General features: G+C 55.1%; 17 protein-coding genes. 5 read left to right on the top strand and 12 right to left on the bottom strand.

Annotated elements, in window-relative coordinates:
* Positions 1-834, top strand: a complete 834-nt coding sequence (gene nadE / locus PLU01S_RS11485) for an ammonia-dependent NAD(+) synthetase (protein ID WP_074825458.1) — start codon at positions 1-3, stop codon at positions 832-834.
* A gap of 52 nt (positions 835-886) precedes the next feature.
* Here nadE and PLU01S_RS11480 read toward each other — a convergent pair whose 3' ends face one another.
* Together PLU01S_RS11480 and PLU01S_RS11475 are read right to left on the bottom strand one after the other, a co-directional pair.
* Positions 887-1,624 carry a ferritin-like domain-containing protein gene (locus PLU01S_RS11480; RefSeq protein WP_074825459.1) on the bottom strand — a complete coding sequence of 246 codons (738 nt, stop codon included), beginning with the start codon at positions 1,622-1,624 and terminating at the stop codon, positions 887-889.
* A gap of 9 nt (positions 1,625-1,633) precedes the next feature.
* On the bottom strand, positions 1,634-2,800 hold the full coding sequence (locus PLU01S_RS11475) for a hypothetical protein (RefSeq protein WP_074825461.1): 1,167 nt from the start codon (positions 2,798-2,800) through the stop codon (positions 1,634-1,636).
* A gap of 556 nt (positions 2,801-3,356) precedes the next feature.
* On the opposite strand from PLU01S_RS11475, the gene PLU01S_RS11470 reads away from it, so the two are divergent.
* On the top strand, positions 3,357-3,863 hold the full coding sequence (locus tag PLU01S_RS11470) for a ferritin-like domain-containing protein (RefSeq protein WP_010798096.1): 507 nt from the start codon (positions 3,357-3,359) through the stop codon (positions 3,861-3,863).
* 53 nt (positions 3,864-3,916) lie between these two features.
* On the opposite strand, the gene PLU01S_RS11465 is transcribed toward PLU01S_RS11470, so the two are convergent.
* The 3 genes from PLU01S_RS11465 to PLU01S_RS11455 form a co-directional block, all read right to left on the bottom strand.
* Positions 3,917-4,900, bottom strand: a complete 984-nt coding sequence (locus PLU01S_RS11465) for an NAD(P)/FAD-dependent oxidoreductase (protein ID WP_233432143.1) — start codon at positions 4,898-4,900, stop codon at positions 3,917-3,919.
* Between the two features lie 127 nt (positions 4,901-5,027).
* The gene (locus PLU01S_RS11460) at positions 5,028-5,762 is read right to left on the bottom strand and encodes a DUF421 domain-containing protein (protein WP_074825463.1); all 735 of its coding nucleotides are present in this window, start codon (positions 5,760-5,762) and stop codon (positions 5,028-5,030) included.
* Positions 5,763-6,461, bottom strand: coding sequence for a DUF421 domain-containing protein (locus PLU01S_RS11455; protein WP_233432144.1), 699 nt, complete (start codon positions 6,459-6,461; stop codon positions 5,763-5,765).
* A 155-nt stretch (positions 6,462-6,616) separates the two neighbouring features.
* Here PLU01S_RS11455 and PLU01S_RS11450 point away from each other — a divergent pair, with 155 nt between their 5' ends.
* Entirely contained in the window at positions 6,617-8,482 is a 1,866-nt protein-coding gene (locus PLU01S_RS11450; protein ID WP_074825469.1) for a PAS domain-containing sensor histidine kinase, read from the top strand.
* Positions 8,479-8,835 (top strand): response regulator, encoded by a 357-nt coding sequence (locus PLU01S_RS11445; protein WP_074825471.1) that lies wholly within the window; start codon positions 8,479-8,481, stop codon positions 8,833-8,835. The genes PLU01S_RS11450 and PLU01S_RS11445 overlap by 4 nt, the downstream gene beginning before the upstream one ends.
* Positions 8,836-8,866: 31 nt before the next feature.
* Here PLU01S_RS11445 and PLU01S_RS11440 read toward each other — a convergent pair whose 3' ends face one another.
* The 4 genes from PLU01S_RS11440 to PLU01S_RS11425 all read right to left on the bottom strand — a co-directional run bounded on the left by PLU01S_RS11440 (position 8,867) and on the right by PLU01S_RS11425 (position 13,069).
* Entirely contained in the window at positions 8,867-9,541 is a 675-nt protein-coding gene (locus PLU01S_RS11440) for a sulfite oxidase-like oxidoreductase (protein ID WP_074825473.1), read from the bottom strand.
* Positions 9,542-9,554: 13 nt separating this feature from the next.
* On the bottom strand, positions 9,555-10,724 hold the full coding sequence (locus tag PLU01S_RS11435; protein ID WP_010798103.1) for a zinc-dependent alcohol dehydrogenase: 1,170 nt from the start codon (positions 10,722-10,724) through the stop codon (positions 9,555-9,557).
* Positions 10,724-11,584: an SRPBCC family protein gene (locus PLU01S_RS11430; RefSeq protein ID WP_074825474.1), complete on the bottom strand. Its 861-nt coding sequence runs from the start codon at positions 11,582-11,584 to the stop codon at positions 10,724-10,726. Before PLU01S_RS11430 ends, PLU01S_RS11435 begins: the two co-directional genes overlap by 1 nt.
* 135 nt (positions 11,585-11,719) lie before the next feature.
* Positions 11,720-13,069: an MFS transporter gene (locus tag PLU01S_RS11425; protein WP_074825477.1), complete on the bottom strand. Its 1,350-nt coding sequence runs from the start codon at positions 13,067-13,069 to the stop codon at positions 11,720-11,722.
* Between the two features lie 352 nt (positions 13,070-13,421).
* On the opposite strand from PLU01S_RS11425, the gene PLU01S_RS11420 reads away from it, so the two are divergent.
* Positions 13,422-15,593, top strand: a complete 2,172-nt coding sequence (locus PLU01S_RS11420) for an ATP-binding protein (RefSeq protein ID WP_074825479.1) — start codon at positions 13,422-13,424, stop codon at positions 15,591-15,593.
* Between the two features lie 161 nt (positions 15,594-15,754).
* Here PLU01S_RS11420 and PLU01S_RS11415 read toward each other — a convergent pair whose 3' ends face one another.
* From PLU01S_RS11415 to PLU01S_RS11405, 3 genes are all read right to left on the bottom strand, one after another.
* On the bottom strand, positions 15,755-16,168 hold the full coding sequence (locus PLU01S_RS11415) for a response regulator (protein ID WP_074825481.1): 414 nt from the start codon (positions 16,166-16,168) through the stop codon (positions 15,755-15,757).
* A 273-nt stretch (positions 16,169-16,441) separates the two neighbouring features.
* Positions 16,442-18,262, bottom strand: a complete 1,821-nt coding sequence (locus PLU01S_RS11410; protein ID WP_074825484.1) for an IucA/IucC family protein — start codon at positions 18,260-18,262, stop codon at positions 16,442-16,444.
* Entirely contained in the window at positions 18,259-18,864 is a 606-nt protein-coding gene (locus PLU01S_RS11405) for a GNAT family N-acetyltransferase (RefSeq protein ID WP_074825486.1), read from the bottom strand. The genes PLU01S_RS11410 and PLU01S_RS11405 overlap by 4 nt, the downstream gene beginning before the upstream one ends.

Below are 18,864 nucleotides of genomic sequence, written 5' to 3'. Positions count from 1 at the left end.
ATGTCAGACGATTACGAATCCATTCAGCGTGACATTATCAAGGCACTCGAAATACCCGCCGAATTCGATGCCCAGCGTGAGGCCGAGCTGCGTATCAAATTTCTCAAGGACTACCTGATCAAGACCGGCATGGAGGCGTATGTGCTGGGTATCAGCGGAGGGGTAGATTCCTCGACTGCAGGTCGTCTCGCCCAGTTGGCCGTCGAGCAGGCTCGTAGTGAAGGTCACAACGCCCGCTTTATTGCCATGCGGCTGCCCTATGGCGTGCAGAAGGATGAAGAAGATGCCCAGCGCGCATTAGGCTTCATTCAGGCGGACGAGGTGCTGACCGTGAATATCAAGCCGGCTACCGACGGGATGCTGCAGGGCTTGCAGGACAGCAAGCTGGCCTTTCGTGATGAAGGGCAGCAGGATTTCGTCATGGGCAATGTCAAGGCGCGTCAGCGCATGATTGCTCAGTATGCGGTGGCGGGTGCCCGCAAGGGGCTGGTCATCGGGACTGACCATGGTGCGGAAGCACTGATGGGGTTCTACACGAAGTTTGGCGACGGTGCCTGCGACCTGACTCCGCTGCATGGGTTGAACAAGCGCCGTGTACGCATGATATGCGAATACCTGGGTGCGCCTGACAATCTTGTGCACAAGGTTCCCACGGCGGATCTGGAATCACTGTCGCCCGGTAAGCCGGACGAAGAGGCGTTTGGCATTAGCTACGCCGAAATCGATGATTTCCTTGAAGGCAAGAAGGTCAGTGACCATGCCTATCAGGTTATTTTCAAATACTACAGCGGTTCGCATCATAAGCGAGCCCTACCTGTCACGCCGTATTCCTGAGACCAAACAAAAGGCCCGCATCATGCGGGCCTTCTGCCAAGGCAATACTCAATCAGCTGAGCTGGGCCTTGAGTTCGTCACGCAACATCGTCTTGATCTTGACGAGGTGCTCTTCCTCATGACGCATAGGCACTTCGAAGCTGGAAGCAATATTGGGATGGTTCGCCTGGCGAGCCAGCTCGATTAGCAACTCCCATGCAGCATTGTCTGTCAGCTCGATGGTCAGCATGGCATTGAGGCATTGCGCCATGTTGGTTCTGGGGTCTGTCAGTACCTGGATAATTCCTTGAGCCATGGTGCCAGAGACATGGGCGCAAGGCGTCATGGCAGTAGGGTCCGCACCCAGTGTTTCGATGGACTCACGTAGCAGCTGCATGTGCTCGGCTTCCTGCTGCTGGATAGTCCTGAGCGTTTCCAGAAGTTCCGGACGGGCATCGGGTGCTGCGGCGACCTTGGCAATGAAGGCTTCATACAGACGAACCCCGGTGCGCTCGTAGGCCAGGCGCTCGCCTAGTTTGTCGAGAAGCAATTCAGGGTTTTTACCCATCATTTTGTCCAGGCCGGTTTTCAGTACGCCTTTCACCGAGCCGGGTGGAGGAACGGAGCCGACCTGCTCATCAATAGCCTCATGCTCACGAATGAACTTGACGCGCTCTTCAGTAATGCGCGAGGCATCGCCTGGGGGGATATCCTGGCGGAACTGCTCAGTAGCCTCAATTTGTCTTTTGGTGTCCTCGGGGGACATCTGTGTGCCGGTGCGATTCAACCCCATGGGTGCAGAAGTAGTCATGGCGAGTCCTCAAGGTTTACGGAAGAGTTCGGTACCGGGTGTCCAGATATAACCTGCCGAGGCAATATCCGCCGGAATACCCTCTGAGTTGAGGTGGTTGCGATAATCCAGAGAGGCCTTGTCTTCCTTCTCCTTCGGTACGTAGTGAATACCGTGGGCACGCAGGTCTATTTCTTTCGAAAGGGTCTCGCGCACAAAGTCGCGGTTGCGCTTCAAGGGGCGCATTTTGGGCAGCTCGCCAACCAGCACTTCAGCCGGGTCACGACGCTCGTATTTCTTGAACAGGTCACAGGCAAATTCCAGGTGGCCCAGTTCGTAATCCAGGAAGCGTTCCCACAGGGCCTTGATGCGCGGGTTCTCTTCCTGTTCGGCACAGCTTGCGTAGGCATACACTTCCATCGCCTCATGAACCAGCCATTTTTCCATGAAGGTTTCGCTGGCATCCATGAGGGACTCATATTGGGTCACATGCTGCTCTTCAACCGAAGCGATTTCTGCATACAGCGCGCGTGCAACCGGATCGGCAAACGTGTTGCCGATATTCATGTAATAATCGTGAGTCTGGTATTCCGAGCTGGTAATCATCGCCGCATGAATCTTGGTGATCAGCTGCGCGGTAGTTTTGTCATAGCTGTCGCGTAAATCGTCACTGGGGTTCCGGTGATGCTGGCTGGTCGGACGACCCGGAATGATGTCCGTGTACCCTTGCAGAATATTGTTCGGATCCTTCCCCTCCAGTCGGTCATACATGGCCGAGTAGCGATACAGGTGATCGAAGTCTTCCAGAAGTCCGAAGCGGTATGACTGTGCCTGGTAGGGATCAGGCTCGTTCTGGGCGACTGCCGCCGTGACTTCAATAGCCACCTGCTCGTAGGCAATGGTCGTTTCCAGCGGGGAGTGGTCACCGGAGATCAGCCAGTTGATGGCGGTAGCCTGATGCTGCTCTACCCGGCGGATATGGGCCAGATGAGGTTGCAGCTCCTTGTGGAACCGCGCGCCGATATGCTTGAGTCGAAGGGCCTCGGTTTCGATGCCGTTCATGAGAATGATGCGGATGCGAGTCGTAGCATCATCATCCAGTTTGCTAATCGGTCGAGTGGCCATTTCACGCCAGGTAAACCGCTGCTTATCCAGCGGCGTGCCTTTCATATCCAGAAGTCCAGCAAATGTATCCATCTTGTCCCCCAGGTTTAATCGCTTCGGGAGAGGGTTAATTCCCTTTATCGCCTCGTCAGTAATAGTCACGGTTGCACACAATAGTGGCACCTGAGGATGGACTCTTGAGGCGTCATAGCATTCCTCTTGCCACAAATAACTGACCAGTGGAATGTACTTTGAGGAAACTTTATTTTTAGATTTGATTAGTCCATTTATGACTCAAGAGTCGACTAGGCTGTTGTATAAATCTTGTATAAATTCAAGTCGTCTCGCTATAGACATATGGCGCTTCATTGCTAACAGAGCTCTCTAGAATGGGATTTGAAGGTATTATGTCTGTGGGTATGTATTTTTCAGTCGGTCATAATGCGATGGTTGGCGAGAACTTTGTGAGAAGGGCAGTTGACTAAACAGAAGTGGATAGCGAAGAAACTAAGGCGTTGTGCATTATTTAATACAAGAGTTGTAAAACTTTAAGTAATAACAGCCGCTTATGTATTTCGGATTTAGCCGCGTAAGTTGGAAAGTTCGCTTCGCTTAACTAACTTCTACCCTGACCAAAAGGTGAAGAGACATGACTACTCGTCAAGAACATCTGATCGACTGGCTCAAAGATGCCCATGGCATGGAACAGCAGGCAGACAAAATGCTGAAGGGCCAGCTGGAACGTCTTGAGAATTATCCTAAGCTCTCCGCCCGTATTCAGCAGCACATCGAAGAAACCCAGTCCCAGCTTCAGCTGATCGAAGGCTGCCTGACCCGTCTGGGGACCAGCCCCTCCACCATGAAGGACTTTACCGGTAAGTTCATGGCCATGGGGCAGGCGATGGGCGGCATGTTCATGACTGACGAAGTGGTCAAGGGGTCCATGGCCAGTTATGTCTTTGAGAACGTCGAGATCGCCATGTACACCGTGCTGATCTCTGCCGCCGAAGCGGCTGGCGATCTTGAAACCAAGCGAGTGTGCGAGCAGATCCTGCCGCAGGAAATTGCCATGGCCGAGTGGGTGAGAGAGCATCTGCCGGAAGTCACCATGGCGTTCATGGCGCGCTCCGAAGCCGGTGAAACTGCCAAGAAGTAAGTATTCTGTTGTATCGAGGGCCAACCGTACGGTTGGCCCTTTTTGTTGCATGCTTACTGTGTCGGGGCCGCGTTCCGCGCTGTCCAGGGATTGGTCTCAAGACTGTTGTGAATGGCTGTCGAGCAGAGTGCAGCGTGGCCGGTCGCTACACTGATTTGCTTGAGTGATTTGACGACATCGCCTGCGGCATATAGGCCCGGAATCGAAGTGCGTAAATGCTCGTCAACAATCAGTGCTCCCGTATCGTCGGCTTCGGCGCCCAGGCGTATGGCCAGCTCGGAACGGACTCTAGAGCCCAAAGATGGGTAAACGATGTCGAACCGATGGATCTCGCCTTTGCAGGTCCTGAGTTCTACCTGCTGGTCTTCCAGCAGGCGGATGCCTTCTACACGGTCGCTGATCAAGCGAATGTCATAGTGCTCGGCCAGAGCAAACGCTTCCTCACAGGCCTTTGGCTCTCCGTGTATGACAACGGTCACCCGATTCGTAAACGTGCGCAGGAATACAGCGTGTGAGATGGCACATTCTGCCTCGCCATACACCGCCACATTATCACCATTGATCTCATAGCCATCACAGATTGAGCACAAGCGTACAGAGGATGCTGCGATGGCTTCGTACACGCTAGGCATATCGGGCAGTTCATCCTGTATACCGGTGGCCAGCAATACGCGACGCGTCAACACGCTCTGGCCGTTGAAGAATACTTCAAAGCCTTCCGGGCGCTGCTGGATGTCATCAACTCGAGCATTTTCGAAACGGGCACCATAGGTCGTTGCCTGCTCCCGCAAACGCTCTAGCAGACCTTTACCCGAAATGCCGGGTGGAAAGCCGGGATAGTTATGAGAGAGGGGAATCAAGGCGGCACGACTGGCACCGTCGTCGACGATCAGCGTCTTGCGGTGAAAGCGTGCCAGGTAGATGGCAGCTGTAAGGCCCGCTGGCCCTGCGCCCACAATAACGCAATCCAGCTCATCGGCTGCGCTGGTACCTGTAATGGACTCAGGTTGGTCAAATATCTGCTCATAATCTTTCATGATGGGGAGGCCCTGTTGCGTATGGTTAAGATCACACCCAGTAGGGCTGTCGACCACCTATGAGAAGTAGAAGGCTGCACACGTTTGAAAGTTCTCCACAATTATTATTGTCTGGCGTGCGGTAGGGTTACTCCGATGCTTTCTGATCGTCTTCTTTCTCCTGCATCTTTACTCCTAGACGCCTCACAGCGGGTAGCCATTCCTTGTTGCCGCAGCAGTCGCACTCCTGATCTTCAGGCGCAGGGTTGCACTCCGTTACGTGACCGCATCGTGAGCAGGCATAGTGGCTGTTGACCTGGATACGCTCACTCATTTCATCGTCTGGCGTTGGCAGCAGCCAGAGTCCATAGTGCGGCGTACGGTATTTAATCAGGCTGAAGTGGCCGGATGACTCCAGGTAGACACGGCGAACCTCCCCCAGATGCTGGATATTCTGCGCGCGCAGCTCCGAGTGAATACGTTCGGACGAGAGGCGGGCCTTGACCATGTTGTCGATGACCAGACGGCCATCCTTGACGAGAATGGTTGAGTCCCCCTGGGTCGCCACTTCTACCGAGCGTCTCTTGAATGACAGAAACGACAGGCCTCGCTGAAAAATCAGAGCCGTCAGCAAGAGAACAGCAGCAGGCAGGATGCCTTTTTCCGGTGTCTGCAGGGGCACACCAATCGCCGCACCCAGCGTAATCATGACGGCCAGTTCCGAGATGCTGAGCTGAGCGGCGACACGGCGGCCCATCATGCGCATCATCATGAGCAGAAGCAGGTAGATCACGCCGGTACGCAGCACCACCTCGATCATGAACGGCCACTGTGTTTCGCCCAGCAAAATACGGTGCCAATCCCAGGATGTGATGTTCAGCATTCAGTCCTCCAGCTCTACAGCGGCTGGCATCCAGCGCTCAGCCTTGCAGTATTCGCAGGCACATTGCGGTTCTTGCTGAGTCTTGAGTGTGTACCCGCAGCTCGTACAGGAAAAATGGTCCCGGCTGGCTACTGCTTCCCGCAACTCGGTGTCGATCTCCGGAATAATAGAAAGCCCAGGGCAGGGCTGGTCAGTCAGTACGATGGAAATGGAGCCGGAAGGCTCGATATAGACGCGGCTGAGCTGGCCCAGGTGCTGAATGTTGCGCATGCGCAGTAGTGCAAAGATTTTTTCCCGAGACAGGACAGTCTTTCGCAAGACCTCCAGTTCCAGTCGCCCATTGGTGATGGCAGTCATCACACTGCCCGAGACGGCATGGTTTACCTTGGGATGGCGCATGGTCAGACGCGCAGTTACTCGCTGAAAGATAATGACGCCTGCCATGATGATCAGAGGCGGCAACATGCCGCGCTCCTGCGCTTGCAGCGGTACACCAATTGCACCGGCCAGGGTAACGACTACAGAGAGTTCGAAGAGCGTATATTGGGAAGCCACGCGCCGCCCGAGGAGCCGCATGGCCATCATGATCAGAACATAGGTTAGCCCAGCCCGGATAACCACTTCTATCAGGAACGTCCAAGGTGTTTCGCCGATGAGAATGCGGTGCCAGTCTGCCAGGGAAAATTGCTTAGCTTGCATAACGGCCTCAACATCAATACGCCATGTTTGAAGCAGAAAATGGCAAATCGGTTCGCTTGCTCCGACGAGGCGGCAACCCTTTGATCGATTAATGACCGTTTGTCGAGACGGGCATGACGCGCTCAAGGCACAAAACTGTAAAATACCGACCTTTTATGGCCGGCTTGTTGAGCACCTCCTGGATTATGAACTGCACGCTGGAAGTCTCTTCCCCTGATCCTGCTCCGATGCCATCGCTGTCGTCAGATGTCTTGAACGATATGGTGTTCGAGCTTCTACCGGCCGCTGCGTTCGTCTGTGACGCAACGGGCGCCATTGTTCGTTATAACCGCAAGGCAGCGGAATTCTGGGGGCGGGAGCTTGTCCCTGGCGAAACCTACTATATCGGGATCGATCGAATTTTTCATGTCGACGGACGTGTGATGCAACCCGAAGAGTCGCCCATGGCCAGCGTGCTGCGCACCGGTGCTCCGGTGCGCAATCATGAGTTGCGAGTTCAGAGCCTGGTGGGGCAGGAGCGTTGGGCACTGATCAATATTTCGCCGATTTTTGACGAGATCGGGCAGATCAAGGGTGCCATCAACTGCTTTCAGGATATTACCGAGCGCAAGGAAAGCGAGCGGAAATTGCAGGAAAGTCAGGCTTTTCTTCAAGCTATCGTTGATGCAACGCCCGAGTGCATCAAGATCGTAACCGAAGACGGCTCGCTGATGCAGATGAACGGGGCCGGCCTTGCCATGATTGAGGCCGACTGCCTTGAAGCGGTACAGGGGTCTTGCGTATTCGATCTCATCGTGCCCGAGCATCGGGAGATATGGATCGCGAATCACCTGCGCGTGTGCAACGGTGAGCAGCTCAGCTGGACCTACGACATCATTGGCTTGGCTGGCTCCCGGGTAAACATGGAAACCCATGCGGTTCCGCTGCGCCTGCCGGATGGTCGTAGAGTTCATCTGGCCGTGACCCATAACATCACCCAGCGGATAAAAGACGAGCAAGCCGTGCGCGAAAGCGAGCGGCATTTGAGTGAGCTGCTCGATGGACTTGCCGTGGCCGTTTACACCACCGACGCGAAGGGTTACCTGACCTTTTACAACGAAGCCGCAGTGGAGCTTTGGGGGTATCGTCCCCGATTGGGTAAGGCCCAGTGGTGCGGCTCTTGGAAGATGCAGTGGCCGGATGGTAGTGAGCTGAACCATGATGAATGCTTCATGGCTGAAGTACTTAGCGATGGTAAGGCCATACAAGGTGGAGAAGGCTTTATTCTGCGGCAGGATGGCTCGCGTGTTCCGTTTGCGGCGTACCCGTCCCCCTTGCGTAACGCGCAAGGTGAAATCACTGGCGCCGTCAACATGTGTGTGGATATCAGCCGCCACAAGAAGGCGGAGGCTCAGCAGCGTGAGCTTATCAACGAGTTGAACGACCGGGTGAAAAACACGCTGATGACGGTGCAGTCCATTGCAACCTATAGCCTGCGTAGCGCAAATGCCGAGTCTCGATTCCGCGAAACATTCGATGCCCGTTTGCTGGCTTTGAGCAAGGCCCACGACCTGCTGACCCATGAGCAATGGCAAGGGGCTCAACTCCGAGCGGTAATCGAGCAGGAGATTGCACCTTATACTGAGCAGGAAAAGTCTGACCGCATTGCGCTTTTTGGCAGTGATTATGCGCTTGAGCCCCGAGAAGCACTGGCCTTGGCCATGGTCTTTCATGAACTTATCACCAATGCCGCAAAATACGGTGCACTCTCCGTCCCGGAAGGGCGCTTGCAGCTGGAGTGGTATGTCGGTAAAGATGAACATACGGGGCATGATTGCCTGGAACTCAGCTGGCTGGAGCGCGACGGTCCCACTGTCGAGACTCCCCAGACCAAAGGCTTTGGCTCTCGCCTGATCGATCGCAGCATTACGCGTGAACTGAAAGGGCGCGTCGTAACCACATTCGTACCGCAAGGCCTCGAATGTCATTTATCCATCCCGCTGTTGTGCCTGCAGGTCAGGCCCAAAGGAAGCTTCGTTTGACCACTACCCGTAAACGTGTCTTGCTTGTCGAAGACGAAACACTGATCGCCATGCTGCTTGAAGATATCCTGGATGAGCTTGGCTACGACGTAGCAGGTAGCGCGGCTGATTTTGATGAAGGCATGCGGCTGGCCACCTCAGAAACTTTCGATCTGGCCATTCTGGATGTGAATGTAGGTGGGCGTGAAATTTTTCCGATTGCCGAGCAGCTGGCCGCGCGCGACATCCCCTTTATGTTCTCTACTGGTTATGGGGCCTACGGGTTGCCGGAAGAGTGGAAAAATCGGCCGGTTCTGGCCAAGCCGTTCAAGCCTGACGATTTGGAAAGGGCATTACAGGCCAACTTCCCTTGATGAAAACAAGAGTGAGTGATGCCTGAAGGCATCACTCATCGTCGGAATAACGTTCTTCCTGCCAGGGATCACCACGATTGTGATACCCGCGCTCTTCCCAATAGCCGGGCACATCGCTGACCCGAAACTGGATTCGCCTGATCCACTTGGCACTTTTCCAGAAGTACAGGTGGGGTATGATCAGGCGTACCGGCCCGCCGTGCTCGGTTGAGAGGGGATTGCCTTCCCAGGAATGGGCAAGCAGGGCACCCTGAGCTGCGAAATCCTCCAGCTTCAGGTTGGTGGTATACCCATCGTTGGAGTAGAGCAGTACAAAACGCGCGTCTGGGTGCGGCTGTACACGATCCAGCAGGTCCTGCGTGGTTACACCCTGCCATTGATTGTCGTAGCGAGACCAGCTGGTTACACAGTGAATATCACTGACCAACCGAGACTGGGGTTGCGCCATGAAGGCATCCCAGTTCCAGTTCTGCGGGTTTTTCACTGCGCCGATTACGTTTAGCTGCCAACGCTCCCGAGTAACGGTTGGCCTGACGCCCAGATCCAGTATGGGCCAGTTCTTGACCAGATGCTGACCGGGCGGTAAACGCTCCTCTTCGGGCCGTGAAATACGGCCTGTCAGATAGCGCCCCTCATTGACCCAGCGCTCTTTGGACTGGGTCAGTTTGGTGGGTTCTGGAGGTGGGTGATCCTTCTCGTCGTCCATGCACAACTCCCATTTACGGCATGAATACCGCGCGCATGCAGTCCTCGGTCTTTTCCTTGAACATGGCATAACCGCGCGGTGAATCTTCCAGACTCATCGGGTGCGTCAGCAGGTAGGACGGATCCAGCTCGCCTTTCTGAATGTGCTCGAACAGCTTATTGGCATACCGCTGGCCTGGCTGCTGGCCAGAGCGAACCGTAAGGGCTTTGTTGACGATGGCGCCCATGGGGAATTTGTCTAGGAGGCCGCCGTAAACACCCACCACGGATACCGTACCGCCTTTGCGACAGGCCCGAATGGCCTGACGAAGCACAGTGCCGCGCTCAGTGTGCAGGTGCATCAGTTGTTTAGTCTTGTCGTATACATAATCCAGCTCGGTGCCGTGCGCTTCCATGCCGACGCAGTCGATGCAGCGGTCCGGCCCGCGCCCACCGGTCAACTCCAGCAAGGCTTCGTGGACATTCGTGGTTTCGTAATTGATGGTAATCGCGCCGGCCTTCTTCTCGGCCAGTTCAAGGCGAGAGGCGAAGCGGTCGATAGCAATAACCCGTTCGGCACCCATTAGGTAGGCGATGCGAATGGCCATCTGGCCAACACCGCCACAGCCCCAGACGGCGACAGTATCGCCCCGCTGGATATCGGCATTATCGGCAGCAAAATAGCCAGTCGGCGCAGCGTCCGACACAAAGACTGCCTGCTCATTGGTAACGCCGTCGGGCACCTTGAACAGGTTGACGTCGGCAAAGGGCACGCGGATATACGTCGCATGGCTTCCCGCATATCCGCCAAAGGCATGGCTGTAACCAATAATGCCGCAGCACGGTTGACCGTAGGCCAGATCTGTCGTTTCCGGATTCGGGTTGGAGTTGTCGCAGCAGGAAAAATCGCTACGCTGACAGTGTTCGCAGTTGCCGCACCCTATAATGGATATGGTAACAACGCGATCACCCTTCTTGAATTGGCTAATGCCGGAGCCAACTTCAACTACCTCACCCATGAATTCATGGCCGATGATGTCTCCCGGCTTCATGGCCGGCACGTAACCGCCTAGTAGGTGAAGGTCGGAGCCGCATACCGATGACATGGTGACGCGAAGAATGACATCGCGTGGATTAACGATTTCCGGGTCCGGTACGGTTTCTACTTGAAGAACGTTAGGGGCTTGCCAGGTGAGCGCGCGCATCAGTAAGCCCCTCCCTGACGAGTCTCATCGGTATGTGACGCGATGGTGCGCGGCTCGCTGATCACTTCGCCTTCCAACGGTACGGTTGCTGACACTTCATCCACCGGGACCCGTTCAACAGCACCTGTTCTCATGAGGCTGTTGGTAATCTCGCCGGTCTCCAGGAGCTGCTTCAGGCGACGCAAATCAAGATTAAGCTCACGTCCCGAGAATTGGCTGATCAGACTGGCTGCGGCATAACCCACCCGGCCGGCTGGCGGTTCACACGCCAAAACGACCTGCAACTCCGTTCCCATGCCGTTAGGGGCATCTCTGAAGGTGAGGGTGGCTTTATGCTGAAGGTATGCTGTGGATTCGGTGCTCCAGACAATACGTTCCTGCGGAATCTCTTCCTCCAGGAACGCATTCCACTCTACTGTCCGATTCTGTGGGCCTACCGCAACCCAGCGATAGTGAGTGGCGTCCATCTGCTGGACGCGTTCGAGGCGACGCAGGAAGAGGGGGAGATTTTCAATGCTGCGTACAAAATCGTAGACCTCGGCACGAGGCTTGCCGATGGTAATCGTGCGGGAAATCGCTTCGGCATTGGTCCAGCCGTACTCTTCCTGCAGAAGCGATTCGTATGGCGTAGGCGTAAGCGCTGCCTTGGCCTTGCAACGACCAGTGACGCCACGGGCTGTTACCAGTGCGCCCAAGGCCATTTGTGCCAGCCCCAGAAGACCGCCACGGCGCAGGCCGCCTGCCAGGAGTAAGCCACCACCTACGAGGGAAAGGGTGCGCTCGGTTCCCTGTACATTAGGCTCATTGAGTGACTGCTGGGACTTACGTGTGGCCATTAGTGGTTCATGCAGGGCTTTCATCGTGTGTTATCTCCATATAGAACCAATCGGTATCTAAAGGGGACTCCACTGCGAGACGTCCTGTTCCCTGATCGTTACAAAGGCTGACAAACGTTCAGGCGATGGACAGGTTTGCCGCCTGCCGCTGAAACCGGCTCAGGTGGTCATGCTGGTCAAGGAAGCCGTCTCCGCAGCGGGCACACGCCCAGTTACCTCGCTCAGTTCAACCTTTGACGTCTCGGGTAGCAGCAGACCTCCGATCAACGCCATTACGGATATCGCGATGAGATAGAACGCTGGTGCCAGGTTGCTACCGCTCTGTGCAATCAAATAGGTTGCCATGAGAGGCGCAGTACCGCCGAAAACGGTATAAGCCATGTTGTAGGTAATGGCTGAGGCGGTGTAGCGCGTCCGGGTGGGGAAGACTTCTGACAGCAGCGCAGCGGTAACGACACCGGACAGTACCGCTCCGACGGCCAATAGCAGTACGCCTAGAACCGACAGCAGCAGGCTGCCTGAGCTGGCCATCCAGAACGATGGATAAACCACAACAATCAGTAAGGTACAGGTTGTAAATACGGTAGCCTTGCGCCCGACCCTGTCTGAAAAGAGACCTGCGAATGGGCATAGCATGGCTGCAAAAACCAGGGCAATGACGGTAACCAGAAGGGCGGAGGCGCGATCAAGCCCACCGGCTACCTGCAGGTAAGTCGCAAAGTAGGTTGTAAACATGTAGAAGGATAGGGCCGTTACGGAAATAAACGCGCCCAGCCGACAGATAGCTCCGCTATTGGACTTGAGCGTTTCACGCAGTGGCGCGTGTGCTACTGCGTGTTGAGCCTCGACAGACTGGAACGCCGGGGTCTCGCCTAGCCGCAACCTCAAATATAGGCCTACGAGGCCTAGAGGCGCTGCAATAAGAAAGGGTATACGCCAGCCCCAGCTGGCCATGGCGTCTTTGGTAAGCGTAGCATCCAGACCGTAGGCCAATACGGCTGCACAGGCAAAGGCCGAGAACGTCGATACGGGTACGAAACTTCCGTACGTGGCGCGTTTTTCCCGTGGTGCATGCTCCATGACATAGGCGCAGGCACCCGCGTATTCGCCTCCGGCCGAGAATCCCTGGGCGCATCGGATAACGGTCAGCAGTAGCGGAGCGGCCATGCCTATGGCGGCATAGGTAGGTAACAGGCCTATCAGCGTCGTGGCACCGGCCATCATCAGGATTGTCAGGGCCAGTATCTTCTTGCGGCCGATCCGATCGCCCAGCATGCCGAAAACGATGCCGCCCAATGGCCGGAAGGCAAAGGCGACGGCGAATACGGCAAAGGTCTTGAGCAAAGCGGCTTTCGCGTCGCCGCTGGGAAAGAATTGCTCGGCAATGATCGTTGCAAGAAAGCCATAGATGGCAAAGTCGAACCATTCGACGAAATTACCGATCGAGGCGGCGGCAATGACTTTTCGCAACGTATGGGTGTCGACGGAACCGGGTGCTGCCTGGGTCATGATCACGCTCCAGAGGAAAGGGATTCGCAACGGGCAGGAAAGAGCAGGCGCACGGATTATTAGGATAGTGAGGATAGGTGGCCTGGTGGTATCAAACGCTACCGTTCTGAACTGTAGAGGCGGTTTTCCAGGCACAGTGGTCTGCCGACGACCCCTATCGTTGAGCAGACGACATGTGGTTGGCAGAACCTTTTGTGCTGCTACCCAAATCGGAGGCGCTACAGGAGCGCTCTGCGCTTTAGCCTGTCGCTGCATGTTCAAGGCGGGTACTGGTATTTCGTCTGGCTGAACGAACGTCGGTATTGGGTAAGGAGTCCGAGTCTTATTCAGCCTATCGAGGGAGCCAAGTCTTTTGTCTGCTACCAATCGCGAAGCTGATTTACTGAAACGGCAAGCTATCCTTGCACAGTTTGGTGAGTTGGCGCTTCAGTCAGAAAGCCTGGATGAGATACTTCACGAGGCTTGTCGCCTTGTAGGGCACGCGCTGGGTACAGATCTGGCCAAGGTGATGGAGCTTCAGCCTGATGGCCACACCCTGCTTGTAAAGGCAGGTGTGGGCTGGCGGCCGGGCATCGTAGGCCAGGAAACCATCAAGGTTGATAAGCGCTCTTCTGAAGGTCATGCGCTACAGACCGGCTCGCCCGTGATTTCGGATGACATAAATACCGAAAAACGCTTCGTTTATGCGGATTTCATCAAGGATCACGGCGTAAAGGCGCTAATCAACGTCATTATTATCGGCTCCCGAGATCAGAAGCCCTACGGCATTCTTGAGGTCGACAGCCGGAGTGCACGGCGCTTTAACGATAGCGACATTCAGTTCCTGCGAAGCTATGCGAACCTGATCGCTGCTTCGGTCAATCGGCTGACCACGTTGGAGAAGGTCAAGCAGACAGCTGCAGCCTTACGGCTCAGTGAAGAGCAGTACCGGATTTCCTCGCAGTTGAATCCGCAGATTCCCTGGACGGCTACGCCGGATGGAAAGATGTCTGGGTTTGACGAGCGTTGGCTGGAATTGACAGGACTTTCCCATGAACAGGCCTTGCGTGATACCTGGAAGCAGGTTGTTCATCCAGACGACATAGAAGCCACCGATAGCGCTTGGGTCAGGTCTCTGGCCAATGGCTCACCCTATGATTCTCAGGTTCGGATCAGGACCGCTTCTGGAGAGTTTATCTGGCACAGGATTCGCGCGTTCCCCTGGAAAAATGCCCAGGGCGAAATCCTCCGCTGGCATGGTACGGTCGAGAATATTGTCGAAAGCAAGCAGCTGGAAGAAGCGTTGCGAGACTGGAACGATATTCTGGAGGAGCGGGTATCCGAGAGCACGCTTGCACTGAGTGAGTCCGAGCGTGAGCGTGAGCTGGTGGAAAAGAAACTGCGTCAAAGCCAGAAGATGGATGCCATCGGGCAACTTACAGGAGGGATTGCCCACGACTTCAACAATATGCTCGCTGGGATTATCGCTGCTCTCGAGTTGCTGCAGAAACGGGTCGAGCAAGGCCGATCAGGCGAGCTGTCACGCTACATTGGCGCAGCCATGAGTTCGGCCAACAAGGCCTCGGCCCTGACTCATCGCCTGTTGGCATTCTCACGCCAACAACCTTTGGAAGCCAGGCCGGTACGACCAGATCGACTGGTGGTGGAGCTAGAGGAGCTGATCAAGCGCACCGTAGGACCGCAGATATCGGTCGAAGCCAAATTCGCGCCTGACACGGGCGCTGTGCTCTGTGATCCCAGCCAGCTTGAAAATGCCTTGCTCAATCTTTGTATCAATTCCCGTGATGCGATGCTCAATGGAGGCACTATCCAGATTCAGACCTCACACGTAGAGGTCGATAAGGCGCAGGCCGCTATCCAGGGCTTGGCTCCAGGTACTTACGTGTTGTGTACAGTGACAGACGACGGCATTGGTATGTCAGCCGAGGTGGTCGAGCGGGCATTTGATCCGTTCTTTACAACCAAAGGACTTGGCGAGGGGACCGGCCTGGGACTGTCCATGGTGTATGGGTTCGCCCGGCAATCCGGTGGGCAAACCTTTATTCAGAGCAGTCCGGACAAAGGTACTGTTGTCTCGCTGTATTTGCCCAGCCATGAGGTAACCTCTGAGGAAATCATTGCCCTTGAGCAAAATACCATTCCTGAGGCCAAGTCAGGCGAGACGATTCTACTGGTCGAAGATGATTCAATCATTCGAATGATGCTGACCGAGCTGCTGGAAGAGCTGGGATATACCGTTCTTGAGGGTATCGATAGTAAATCTTCTCTCAAACAGCTGGAAAGGCATGAGCGAATCGATCTGTTGATTACCGATATCGGGCTGCCTGGAGACATGAGTGGTTCTGAGCTTGCCAAGCTGATGCACGATCAGCGAGCAGAGATGAAAGTCCTGTTCATTACTGGCTTCGCCAAGGATATCGCCACGCTACAAGCGCAGCTCAAAGAGGGCATGCATCTGATTACCAAACCTTTCTCCCTTGAAGAATTCGGAAGGCAGGTGCGTATGATCCTGGACGAAACCTAAAGGCATCCTGACCATTTGATCCGCGTTATCCAGACAGCATGGGTATGGATCGAATCGCTTTGCTATCCATGTGGCAGGTTAAGCTGAGGAAAATCCGTCTTCTCGTGGATAGCTCTTTAAAGGATGACTGGCGGCGCAGTCTGAATGGATGCACGCTTTTGCTAGAGGCTGATAGATGTTTTCTTTAGCATCTGGATAATGGCTTTTTTCATCTGTACCAAATCCCACGGCTTCTGTAGATAAAGCATGCCGTCTGGTAGCTCAGGAATGGTCTCCAGATCACGTCCGGTGGTTACAATGACTGAAAGACCTGGCCAGCGTGCGCCAACCATGGTTGCCAGCTCGGCGCCCTTGATCTGTCCAGGCACCAGATGATCGGTGACGACCAGAGAGGGCTTTTCACCTGCACTGAGCATGTAAACCAACGCATCATCAGCCGTCTCGAAGCTGCTGACACGACCGCCCAGCTCTTCCACGAAGCCCGATAAAATACTTTGCAGAAGTGGATCATCTTCAATCAAGACAAGCCAGTGGCCTTCAAGCAAAGCTTTAGGCTCTTCAATAACACCATTCATAGCTTTGCCAGCCCAGATCAGACGCGCTTCATGCGCAATCCCTTATTTTCTCAAATTTCAGGACGCTTCGCTTTATGGGTGGACGAACGTATACCTGTAAGTTACTTGATCCAATTAACACAACGCGACATCAGTAGTGATGCAGAAGGTGTTACATCCTAAGCGCACCGCGTGAAGATGCCATTAACAGGTGCAATATCTGGTTGTTTCTACGGTTTCCAAACCTGTCCGCTCCGGCTGTCTGTGCAGGCAGCCGGAGCGGATTTATTCGCGTTAACGCTTAAATGGTGCGATCGGATTGATCAAGGTTCCGGCAAGCTTCAGGTTTCCAGCCGGATCTGCCAGATTGACCATCTGTTGGTTGTTGCCCAATTGGAGACGGTTCAGGCAGGAGCGGATGAACTCGGGCGCAAACAGGTCGTATCGGGCAAATTTTTCGGCATATTGAGGATGACTCTGCTGATAGGTGCTGACGCACTCGGCTACCAGCGACCAGAAACGGTCTTCAGCGTAGTCGGCTTTTTCCACCAGAATGGCGCTCATGTAGCGCAAGAAGCAGTCGAACACGTCGGTAAAGAGCGACAGGATTTTCAGCTCTTCGGGTACAGAGACGGCCAATCGCTTGATCTTTTCCGGCAGCTTGGCATCAGGGTTCAGCACGGCGATCTCTTCCGCAATGTCTTTCATGATTGCCCGTGACGGAACGTTGTTATCCAGCACCAGAATCAGGTTCTCCCCGTGAGGCATGTACACCAGATCGTGAGCATAGAAACAGTGCAGCAGGGGCGTCAGGTAGGCGTTGAGATAGCGGCGCAACCAAGTGTCCGTATCCACACCGGAGGACGCGATCAATGCTGTGAGAAGCGAATCTCCCTCGGCATCCAGATGCAGCAGTGAGGCCATGGTCATCAGGCGTTGGCCGGGCTTTAGTTGTGAAACCGGACTTTCGCGCCACAGGGCGGAGAGCATCTTCTTGTAAGGGGTATCGTTGACCAGTGCCGTCTCGTAGTAGTGGTTGCGATAGCCCACCGAGGCTACTTCACGCAAGATGCTGAAGCCGTTTTCGGTCAAAAACGGATCGCTTTCAATCAATGCTTTCAGCCACTCGTTGATAGCAGGCGTCGCCAACATGTAGTAAGGCGACAGACCGCGCATGAAGCCCATGTTCAGAATAGACAGTGCCGTTTTCACATAACGCTTTTCAGGGTGGCTTGCGTTGAAGAAGGTGCGGATCGACTGCTGCGCCAGGTACTGATCCTCCCCATAGCCCAGACAGACGATATTGCGGTTGGCGACATCGGCCGAGAAGGCCATGGAAAGCTTGTTGAACCACTGCCACGGGTGAGCTGGCATGAAGAGGTAGTCGTTCGGATTCAAGCCCTGTTCGGTCAGCTGAGCAGTGAAATCAGCAACCGTCTGGCTGCCTAGTTCCTCCTCGAGCAGGCGTTCATAGCTCAGGTCCGATAACGATGAGAACGTTGCCTTGGTCTTGCGTACAGCGAGCCAGACCAACTGGATCGGGGAGGCGGCTTCAGGTGCATAGGCGCGGTAATCATTCGCGTCGAAGCCCATGCGGCCATTGTTCGCGACGAACCCTGGGTGGCCTTCCATCATACCGGTTTCTACGGACTGGAAGTCAGCGCGGGTGAGTTCTTCTGCAGTTAATCCTGGTTTGGCATGCTTGTAGGCGCTGCCATACAGCGTGCTGCTGATCTCGTCCAGATAGACCGGCATCATGCTTTCCTGAATACCCAGTTGATCCTTGAACTCGATGATGAACTCCAGCGCATCCAGCGGCGCAGCGTTGCCGTCCTGCGCCTTTTCGATCGAGGCGGTGTCGATCAGCCAATGATCAAGCGCCAGCTTGCGAGCTCGGAAGCGGTACTCCAGTGCCGGATTGCCATTGTCCAGACGGTAATGCTCCCAACCGTTTTCAGACGCGATCAAGGCCGGCTCGATAAGCTTTTCATGGGCGAATTCCGCCAGGGCTTTGCGCACGAGCAGGCGATTGACCTTGCTCCAACGTTCGGGGGTCAGGTGCAATGCGGCTTGACCGGGCGTGGCGGTGGGTAGGGTAGTGATCATCTGGTTCATGGGCGGTTCTCCATTACAAGGCTGGCGGCGTAGTGTTCGCGAGTGCAGAAGGCGAGGTGGGCAGTTTTTTCGCCCAGTTGAATGACACGGTCGTACTCGAAACCGACACGCTGATTGAGCACGTGGATCTTGTCGTTACGGACATCGGGCTCGACGACGACGCGGCGGGCAAAGGGATCGCTGAAAATGAATTCCATGATGGTTCGCATCACGGCCAGGGTGAAGCCTGAAACAGGTTTCTCGCAGGGCGCGACGAGAAAATGCATGCCCCGGTCACCGGGCTTCACGTCGTAGTGCTGGCCTACCGGGTCATGAAGCGGCATATAGCATTCGACCAGGAAAGCCGGTGCGCCATCATGTAAACCCAGGTAGGCGTTGGCATGAGGAGAGGCCATGAGATCGCGGTAGAATGTTTCCACTTCCGCCTGGGTCGCATTCTGCATCCCCCAGAAGCGTGCATAGTCGCGAGTCAGCCAATCATGTAGGCGCGCCGTATCGTCTGGCAGGCTGAGTGGGCGTAGGCTGAAGTGGCCGATTCCGTGCTGTGGCTTACTGAAGCACAGGCGGGTATCGATGGGTGTTTGCAAGGCAATGGCAGTCAT

The sequence above is a fragment of the Pseudomonas luteola NBRC 103146 genome, from assembly GCF_002091675.1.
In the GTDB taxonomy this organism is placed as follows: domain Bacteria; phylum Pseudomonadota; class Gammaproteobacteria; order Pseudomonadales; family Pseudomonadaceae; genus Chryseomonas; species Chryseomonas luteola.
The sequence above is the reverse complement of the archived record's forward strand: the minus strand, read 5'-3'. Positions and strand labels throughout refer to the sequence as shown.